Raw genomic sequence first — 8,296 nt, forward strand, 5'->3', positions numbered from 1 at the left:
GTCTAGAACGGCCCCGATCGGCGCCTCGGGCGCAGCTGGAACCGCCATCGGCGGCGGAGGCGGCGGGGGCGGCGGCGTCGTGGGGCAGGCGGCCAGGGCCGCCGAGGCCAGAGCCGGGCCGACCAAGGTCTTGAACAGGGGCTGGAAAGCGAGCCGGAAAGGTCGGTTCGGCGTACGCGGCATATCGATCTTCTCAAGCAACGAGGATCGAAAGCCCCGTTTCTCTTTAGGAAGCCGCCATGAGGCGCGGCGTCAACCCCGTCCGTCGTCGCGACCGCGTGAAGTCGTCAGGCCTGCGCCGTCTTCGGCACGGTCCGCGAAGGGGCGTCAGGCGGCGCGAGAAGACGCGACAAACCCGCCGTCAGATCAGCCAGCCCGATCGGTTTGATCAGGTATTCGGCGAAGCCCGCCGCCTGGGCGCGTCGCACCTCGTCCGGGGCGATCGCCGCCGACAGGGCCATGACGGGCAAATCGCAGGTCAGCGGCTCCTGCGCCAGGGCGGCCTTGACCGCCAGGCCCTGCCCGCCGTGCAGATCGAGATCGAGGATGACGGCGTCGGGCTGCAGATCGCGCGCCAGATCCGCCCCCTCCTGCGCCGTCGCCGCGACGTGGAGCTGGATCGACCCCAGCCCCTGAAGAAGATGGCGCATGAGGGCGACCGCAGCCGCGTCCTCGGCGATATAGAGCAGGACGGCGTTCGGCAGACGCGGCAGCGGCAAGGCGACGTGAAGCGCGGCCTGCGGCTCGGATTGGGGCGAAGCCGGCAGGCGCAGGATGAAGGCCGCGCCCTCGCCTTCCTGGCTCTCGACCGTCAGATCACCGTCCATGGCGGTCGCCAGACGGCGCGCCGCCGCCAGGCCGACGCCCGCGCCATCGTCGGAAGAGGCGGCCCGTCCACGCCGCGCGAAGGGATCGAACAGGGTCTCGATCCGGCCAGGGGACAAGCCCGGCCCGGTGTCGCGCACGGTGATCCAGACCTCCTGGGCGACGCGGCGCCCTTCGATCACGACTGTCCCGCCCGGCCGATTGTGCTGCACGGCGTTGCGGATCAGGCGGGTCATCACCTGATCCAGGGCGCGGGCCTCGACCTGGACGGTCAGCCCGGCCTGAAACGGAGGCGGACGCAGATCGACCTCCGCCGCTTCAGCCTGGCCGGTCAGAGACTGGCAGATGCGCCGGGCGACCAGCAGAGGGTCCAGACGCTCGCGCGCGGCCCCGACGCCCGAGGCGTCCGTAAAGGCGGTCAGCCCTTCGACCAGAGTATGCAGGCGAGCCGCGCCATCGTGAATCTGATCGACGGCCTGGCTCTGGCGACGACTGAGCGGCTCATTGACCGCATTGATCCGCAGCAAGTCGGCGAAGCCCGATATGGCGTCGAGCGGCCCGCGCATCTCGCGGCTGAACGCGGCGAACAGGGCCGTATGGGTGCGACGTCCGGCCGCCTCGATCGCCTGGACGCGCAACAGACGCGCCTCGACGTCGCAAGCGGCGCCTTCGAGGTCGGCGATACGCCGCTGGGCGGCGGCGGCTTGACGGTCATGCAGCCGCTGCACCGCTCGGATACGCCCATGGGCGCCGATCGACAGCCTGACTCCCGCGACGCCTGCCGCCAGTCCGAGGGCGATCGCCAGTAGAACGAATTCCATCACACGTCCTCCCGATAGATCGAGAGTAACGTATGAATAGTTGTATTAAAGTGAACGCACCCGTGAGGGTTGTGCGATCGCCTTATTCGTCGTCGGCAACCGTCTCAGCCTTGCGACGCGGACGGCGGGTGCGCGGGGCCGGCGTCTCGTCGTCCGACGCCGTTTCCTCGATCGACGTCGGACGGGTCAGGAAGCCCGGCAGGGCAGCCGCATCGTCGCTGGTCGATTCATCCTTGGCCGCAGCGGCGCGAGGACGGCGCGGGGCGCGGGGCGCCTTGGCGGCCGGCGCTTCGGCCTCGGCTCCAGCGTCAACGACCGGCGCCTCATGCGGAAGCTCGTCAGCCGAAACCTCAGAAGCTGCTTCGAAAGGTTGGCCGTCATCCCGGCCGGCGTCGTCATCGGCCGCATTGTCGGATTCGCCGTTCTCGAAACGGCGGTTGCGCTCATCACGACGGCGCTCCCAGCGCTCGCGGCGAGTTTCGCGGCGACCGCCTTCGCGGTTGTCGGCGTCACCGTTTTCACGGGGCTCGCGCGGCTCACGGGGTTCGCGAGCTTCACGCGGTTCACGATCGCGGTTGGCTTCGCGCTCAGCGCGTTCAGCCTGGCGGCGAGCTTCGTCCTCGGCCTTCTGCTGCTCGGCCTGGGCCGCGGCGATGATGGCCGCCGCCTGAGCGCCGGATTCGTCCTCGAAGTCGATGTCGAAGCCCTGGCCCGCCTGTTCGCGCTGGGCGATCTCGCTGACCGACCGCTGCGGCTGAAGCGCGCGCAGGACGCGGAAGTAGTGTTCGGCGTGCTGGGTGTAGTTCTCGGCCAGAACGCGATCGCCGGCGGCCGCGGCGTCGCGCGCCAGCTGCATATAGCGTTCATAGACGGTCTGGGCGTTGCCCCGGACCTTGATGTTCTCGGGGCCTTGCGAATCCCACGAACGGTTCGGATTGGTCGCGTTGGCGTTATTACCGCCGCCGGGCTTACGGTTGCGTCCGCGTTGACGCTTCATGCCCTTGAAATCTCTCATCGGAGCTTACCGTGCTGGTGCGGGCCGCCGTCGAAAAAGACGGGCGGGGCCCTGTTCGTCGTTCCGTTCGTTCGGGGCCAATCCCCGGTGCGAGCTGTTCGGAAAACCGTGCGTCCCCCGTGGTCCGCCGCGTCCGTTTTAGGGGCGTGGCCATCACTGAACCCAGACGCGCTTAAACGAGCGAACCTGCCCGAAAAGGATGCGTTTGAATGGGGAACAACACGGACTTAGCGCGCAGAGAGACGCTTTCCAAGGGTTTTTATTGCAGCGGCGCTTCAGCCTCTGGGATCGGGCCCACGCGCGGGTCCGGGCCGTTGGTGACGACGCGGTCGCGGTCGGACAGATCCTTCACAACCTTGACGTCGGTGAAGCCCGCCGCCTCGAACAGGGCCTTGACCGCCTCGCCCTGGTCCCAGCCGATTTCGACGGCGAAGACGCCTTCAGGACGCAGGATGCGGGCGATCTCGGGCGCCAGGTCGCGATAGGGCTGCAGGCCGTCCGGGCCGCCGTCCAGGGCCAGGTGCGGGTCATGCTCGCGCACCTCGGGATCCAGACCGGCGATGTCGCCGCTGGGGATGTAGGGCGGGTTGGACACCACCAGATCGAAGCTGTCGTCGGCGAAGCCTGCCGCCCAGTCGGTGCGCATGAAGGTGCAGCGGTGGTTCAGATCCAGATTGGCCGCGTTCTCGCGCGCCACGGCGATAGCCTCGGTCGAGATGTCGGTGCCGACGCCGCGCGCGCCGCGCCGCTCGGCCAGCGCCGCCAGCAGGATCGCGCCCGAACCCGTGCCCAGGTCGGCCATGTCGAAGGCGGTGTTCGCCGGGAAGGCGCGGACGATGACATCCACCACCGTCTCGGTGTCCGGGCGCGGGCTGAGCACGTCAGGCGTGACGTTCAGCATGATCTTCCAGAAGCCCTTGCGGCCCAGGATGCGCGACACCGGCTCGCGGCGCAGGCGGCGATCCACCATAGCGTCCAGCGCCAGGGTTTGCTCGGGGCTGAGCGCGCGGTAGGGGTCGTTCAGGATATCAACACGACCCGCGCCCGTCGCCGCCTCAAGCATCAGGCGCGCGTCGATGGAGGGGCTGTCGATGCCGGCGGCCTTCAGGCGCGCCTGGGCGCCTTTCCAGGCGGTCAGCAGAGTCGGTGGGGTGTTCTGATCGGACATTCCGGGTGATTGGGGTCTGCGACGGATGATTTCAAGACGGAACGGCCGGCTAGCGTGGCCGTTGAAGAGCGAATGGGGATGAAACCACAGTCCAGTCATCGCGCCTCGCGCGCCGGGAAACGTGGCGCTGCGCGAAGATCACACGGCGCGGCAGGCGGGGTGTTGCGCTATCTGGCCGCCGCCGCGGGCGGGCTGGCGACGGGCGCGACAGCGGCGCACCTGCTTTATACCCAGGGCCACCGCTTCGGCCTGGAGTTACGGCCCGAGCGGCCCGAGCCCCTGCCCCCGCGCGATCCCACGCCCGAGGACTATGACGCCAAGGAGCCCGGTCGCGGCCGTCTGGCCCAGCGCCCGCTGCAAATTCCGCATAAGGGCTGGGTCGACATCCTGTGGCGCACGGTCATGGGTTATTTCGGCGACCGCGTCGGCTTCGTGGCCGGGGGCGTGACCTTCTTCCTGCTCCTGGCCCTGTTCCCGACGCTGGGCGCCTTCGTCACCATCTACGGCCTGTTCGCCGATCCGGCCGACGCCTGGGGGCAGCTCAGCTTCCTCTATGAGGTGCTGCCGGCGAACGTGGCCCAATTCCTGGGGACGGAGATGACGCGACTGGCGGGCAATTCCACCGGCCAGCTGACCTTCACCCTGATCTGGACTCTGCTGCTGACGCTGTGGGCGGCCAATGGGGGGATCAAGACCCTCTTCTACGGGCTGAACCTCGCCTATCACGAGGTCGAACGGCGCAATATCGTGGTCTACAACCTCGTCTGCATGGGCTTCACCGTCTCGGCCATGGCGGCGGTGATGCTGAGTTCGGCCCTGGTGGTCGGCGTGCCCGTGGTGCTGGCGGTGTTCGGCCTGGAGGACGAGTGGGCCTATCTGGCGCCGCTGCGTTGGCCGCTTCTGTTTTTCGGCTATGTCGGGGCGCTGGCCTTGATCTATCGGCTGGGACCGAGCCGGGCGCGGGCGCGCTGGCGCTGGCTGACGCCGGGCGCGCTATTCGCCGCCGGCCTGAGCCTGCTGGTGTCCTTCCTGTTCAGCTGGTTCCTGACCACCTTCGTGCGCACCGATTCCTACGGCCCGCTGGCGGCGGCCATGGGTTTCCTGCTGTGGACCTGGTTCTCGGTGCAGGTGATCCTGATGGGCGCCCGTCTGAACGCCGAGATCGAGCACCAGACCGCGCTGGACACCACCACGGGCGCGCCCCTGCCGATCGGCGAGCGTGGGGCGGTGATGGCCGATTCGGTTGGCCCTCGGCGCGGCAACCCCGCCGCCCTGGCCTTCACCTTGAAATATGCCGAGGCGCTGGGCGACCGCGTGATGCGGCGGCGGATCAGGCGAAGGCCCTAAGCGGGCCGTCGCGCCCGCAAGGCCTGGATGATGGTGCCGTCGTCCAGCCAGTCCAGCTCGCCGCCGACAGGCACGCCGCGCGCCAGCGACGTGACCTGAACCCCTGCCGCCGACAGGCGCTCGGCCAGATAGTGAGCCGTGGTCTGGCCGTCGACGGTGGCGGGCAGAGCCAGGACGACCTCCCTCGCCTCCCCGCCGCCCATCTCGCCGCCTTTGACGCGGCCGATCAGTTCGGCGATGCGCAGCTGTTCGGGGCCGACGCCGTCTAGCGCCGACAGCAGGCCGCCCAGGACGTGATACTTGCCGCGAAAGGCGCCCGAGCGCTCCATAGCCCACAAAGCGCCGGCCTCCTCGACCACGCAGATCAGGGTGTTGTCGCGGCCGTGATCGGCGCAGACCGAGCAGGGATCGCGCGTGTCGGGCGAGCCGCAAACCGAGCAGTTGACGACCTTGTCGGCCGTCTCGGCCAGAGACGCCGCCAGCGGGACCAGCAGTTGCTCGCGCCGCTTCAGCAAGGCCAGCGCCGCACGCCGGGCCGAGCGCGGGCCCATGCCCGGCAGCTTGGCCAGCAGGCTGATGAGCCGTTCGATTTCCGGCCCGGCGGAGGCGGCCATCAGAAGAGTTTCGGCATTCCCGGGATGTTCATCCCGGCCATGGGGCCGGCGGCCTCGCGCATCAGGGCGTTGTTGACCTCATCCAGCTTGCGCTTGGCGTCGGCGTGGGCGGCGACGATCAGGTCGGCCAGAATCTCGCCCTCGCCGGGGGTCATCAGGCTGTCGTCGATCTTCACCGAGGTGATCTCGCCGGGGCCTTTCAGGGCGATGGAGACAAGGCCGCCGCCCGAGGTGCCCTCGGCGGTGGTTTCGGCCATTTTCGCCTGGGCGTCCTGCAGCTTTTGCTGCATGGCCTGGGCCTGTTGCATCAGGGCGTTAAGGTCTTTCATGGCCTCTAGATAAGGCGAAGCGCCGCGCGGCTCCAGACCCCGGCGAAGAAAGCCCTGCCCGGCCTGCCGCTTCAGCATTCGTCACAACAAATGTGGCCAATCCCCTTGACGGCGGCGAGGTGGAAACTTAATTAGCCACACTTGAAGTTACCAATCAGTTTTCTGGAGAAGCCCTGATGGCTTTTGACGCCCTTCCGTCTCGCGACACCCCGGTCTCCGATCCGGTTCTGGCCCAGTTGTTCACCGAGGCGCGCACGCGCAACGGCTGGAGCGACCGGCCCGTGTCCGAAGACCTGATCCGCAAGCTCTACGACCTGACCAAGTTCGGTCCGACGGCGGTCAACATGACCCCGGCCCGCTTCGTCTTCGTCACCTCGCCCGAGGCCAAGGCCCGGCTGTCGACGCACATGGCCGAAGGCAACCGCGCCAAGACCCTGGCCGCGCCGGTCAATCTGATCATCGCCCAGGACGTCGACTTCCACGAGACCCTGCCCAAGCTGTTCCCGCATGCGCCGGGCGCCCGCGACTGGTTCCCGGAAGAAGCGGGCCGTCGTGAAGCCGCCTTCCGCAACGCCTCCCTGCAGGGCGGCTATCTGACCATCGCCGCGCGGGCGCTGGGTCTGGACGTGGGTCCGATGTCGGGCTTTGACGCGGCGGGCGTGAAGGCCGAGTTCTTCCCCGACAGCAATGTCGAGCCGAACTTCATCATGAACCTGGGCTACGGCACGGACGAGAACCTGTTCCCGCGCTCGCCTCGCCTCGACTTCGAGGAAGCGGCGCAGATTCTGTAAGGTCGGCGCCCTCGGGCTTGCCCCGAGGGCCTAGCCCTCGTCCCGCGCCCAGCTTTCCAGCAGCCGTCGCGCGATGGCGTAGGGCGGCGGGGCGTGGATGGTCGGGTGCGTCTCGTCCAGCACGGCGCGTGCTTCGCTGCGCGTCAGCCAGGCGACGGCTTCCAGTTCGGTCTGATCCGGGGCGGCCTCATCCGTCGTGACCTCGGCGATCAGGCCGATCATCAACTGGGCCGGGAAGGGCCAGGGCTGGCTGGAGTGATAGGCCACGTCCGACACGGTCAGCCCCGCCTCCTCCATCACCTCGCGGGCGCAGGCCTCCTCGATCGCTTCGCCCGGCTCCATGAAGCCGGCCAGCGCCGACATGCGGCCGGCGGGCCAGGCGGCCTGACGGCCCAGCAGGCAGCGCAGTTCGGCGCCGCCCTTATAGACCGGCAGCATGATGACGACCGGATCAACGCGCGGGAAATGCTCGTTCCCGCAGGCCGGACAGACGCGCTTCCACCCGCCGGACGCCTGATCCGTCGCCTTGCCGCAGGCGGCGCAGAAGCCGTGGCGGCGGCGCCAGTCGAACAGGCTCTTGGCCGTGGCGGCGATGCCGGCGTCGGCCTCGGGCAGGACGATCGCCGCTTCGCGCATCTCGACGAAGCGGCCCAGCCCTCCGGCCGGCCCGCTGGTCGGGTCGATGGAGCCTTCGAACTCGGCGGCGAAGACCGGCGCGCCCTTCCACAGGCCCAGGAAGATGTCGCGGTCGCGCGCCAGATCGCGCGCATGGCCCAGCGACAGCCAGACCAGCCGCTCGGCCCCCTCATGGGTTTCGACCAAGGGGCGGCCTTCCCACAGGATCATGGCCAGGGCTTCGGGATTGGCTTCTTGCTCGGCCAGCCAGGCGGCGTCGTTGCGAAGGTCGCCGGAGCGGTCGAGCGGATTACCGGAAAAGACGTTGCGATAGGGCATGACGCTTCATAGCCTCGACGACGCGTGCAGGGGAGGGCTTGATTCCCGCGGCGTCCGCCGTCATATCCCCTCTCGGAGATCGCGGGCGAAGGCTTCGCCAACCTGGTCAGGGCCGGAAGGCAGCAGCCACAACGAATTCCCCTTCGGGTCGCGGTCTCTACTTTCCTTTATTTAGTGCGCTATCGTCGATCACGCGGTGATCGACTGCTTGAGCGCGTTTGTGCGCTTTATTTGTGCGCTATCGCTCAGCTCGCAGAGCCTCGCTGCTTGAGCGCGTATGGGCCCCGTCGTGCAAGCTTCACGGAACCGGGTCGCGCCTCATTCGCTGAAAGGGCTTCGATCCCCACGATCAGGAGCAGGCGAATGAGCATACTCGGCAAGATTCTCGGCGGCGTCTTCAGAAAGAAGGAAGCCCCGGCGGCGGCGCCCGCC

8 protein-coding genes, 1 other RNA gene and 1 pseudogene are annotated in these 8,296 nt (G+C 68.4%); 3 read left to right on the forward strand and 7 right to left on the reverse strand.

Annotated features, from left to right (window positions below):
* The 4 genes and pseudogenes from RT567_RS10685 to prmC all read right to left on the reverse strand — a co-directional run.
* Positions 1–183 (reverse strand): annotated as a pseudogene (locus RT567_RS10685) (hypothetical protein); the annotation flags it as partial.
* A 104-nt stretch (positions 184–287) separates the two neighbouring features.
* Positions 288–1,646: a hybrid sensor histidine kinase/response regulator gene (locus RT567_RS10690; protein WP_313576365.1), complete on the reverse strand. Its 1,359-nt coding sequence runs from the start codon at positions 1,644–1,646 to the stop codon at positions 288–290.
* An 82-nt stretch (positions 1,647–1,728) separates the two neighbouring features.
* A complete protein-coding gene (locus RT567_RS10695; protein WP_313576366.1) occupies positions 1,729–2,643 on the reverse strand; it encodes a DUF4167 domain-containing protein in 915 nt (304 codons plus the stop codon).
* Between the two features lie 277 nt (positions 2,644–2,920).
* The gene (gene prmC, locus RT567_RS10700; protein ID WP_313576367.1) at positions 2,921–3,829 is read right to left on the reverse strand and encodes a peptide chain release factor N(5)-glutamine methyltransferase; all 909 of its coding nucleotides are present in this window, start codon (positions 3,827–3,829) and stop codon (positions 2,921–2,923) included.
* A gap of 159 nt (positions 3,830–3,988) precedes the next feature.
* Between prmC and RT567_RS10705 the strand changes: the two genes are divergently transcribed.
* Positions 3,989–5,176: a YihY/virulence factor BrkB family protein gene (locus RT567_RS10705; protein WP_313576371.1), complete on the forward strand. Its 1,188-nt coding sequence runs from the start codon at positions 3,989–3,991 to the stop codon at positions 5,174–5,176.
* Here RT567_RS10705 and recR read toward each other — a convergent pair.
* Together recR and RT567_RS10715 are read right to left on the reverse strand one after the other, a co-directional pair.
* A complete protein-coding gene (gene recR / locus RT567_RS10710) occupies positions 5,173–5,790 on the reverse strand; it encodes a recombination mediator RecR (RefSeq protein ID WP_313576368.1) in 618 nt (205 codons plus the stop codon). The two genes, RT567_RS10705 and recR, sit on opposite strands and share 4 nt — an antisense overlap.
* Positions 5,790–6,119 carry a YbaB/EbfC family nucleoid-associated protein gene (locus tag RT567_RS10715; RefSeq protein WP_292085502.1) on the reverse strand — a complete coding sequence of 110 codons (330 nt, stop codon included), beginning with the start codon at positions 6,117–6,119 and terminating at the stop codon, positions 5,790–5,792. Before RT567_RS10715 ends, recR begins: the two co-directional genes overlap by 1 nt.
* 176 nt (positions 6,120–6,295) lie before the next feature.
* Between RT567_RS10715 and RT567_RS10720 the strand changes: the two genes are divergently transcribed.
* Entirely contained in the window at positions 6,296–6,910 is a 615-nt protein-coding gene (locus tag RT567_RS10720; RefSeq protein ID WP_313576369.1) for a malonic semialdehyde reductase, read from the forward strand.
* Positions 6,911–6,940: 30 nt separating this feature from the next.
* On the opposite strand, the gene nudC is transcribed toward RT567_RS10720, so the two are convergent.
* Positions 6,941–7,864, reverse strand: a complete 924-nt coding sequence (gene nudC, locus RT567_RS10725) for an NAD(+) diphosphatase (RefSeq protein WP_313576370.1) — start codon at positions 7,862–7,864, stop codon at positions 6,941–6,943.
* Positions 7,865–7,935: 71 nt separating this feature from the next.
* Here nudC and ffs point away from each other — a divergent pair.
* Positions 7,936–8,029: signal recognition particle sRNA small type (gene ffs, locus RT567_RS10730), an RNA gene on the forward strand.
* The last annotated feature ends 267 nt before the right edge of the window (positions 8,030–8,296 follow it).

Origin of the sequence: Brevundimonas sp., assembly GCF_032107865.1 — a bacterium.
GTDB lineage: Bacteria > Pseudomonadota > Alphaproteobacteria > Caulobacterales > Caulobacteraceae > Brevundimonas.

Coding starts and splice junctions, on each gene's coding strand:
- RT567_RS10690 (WP_313576365.1), bottom strand. CDS start 1,646: ATGGAATTCGTTCTACTGGCGATCGCCCTCGGACTGGCGGCAGGCGTC.
- nudC (WP_313576370.1), bottom strand. CDS start 7,864: ATGCCCTATCGCAACGTCTTTTCCGGTAATCCGCTCGACCGCTCCGGC.
- RT567_RS10720 (WP_313576369.1), top strand. CDS start 6,296: ATGGCTTTTGACGCCCTTCCGTCTCGCGACACCCCGGTCTCCGATCCG.
- RT567_RS10695 (WP_313576366.1), bottom strand. CDS start 2,643: ATGAAGCGTCAACGCGGACGCAACCGTAAGCCCGGCGGCGGTAATAAC.
- prmC (WP_313576367.1), bottom strand. CDS start 3,829: ATGTCCGATCAGAACACCCCACCGACTCTGCTGACCGCCTGGAAAGGC.
- recR (WP_313576368.1), bottom strand. CDS start 5,790: ATGGCCGCCTCCGCCGGGCCGGAAATCGAACGGCTCATCAGCCTGCTG.
- RT567_RS10715 (WP_292085502.1), bottom strand. CDS start 6,119: ATGAAAGACCTTAACGCCCTGATGCAACAGGCCCAGGCCATGCAGCAA.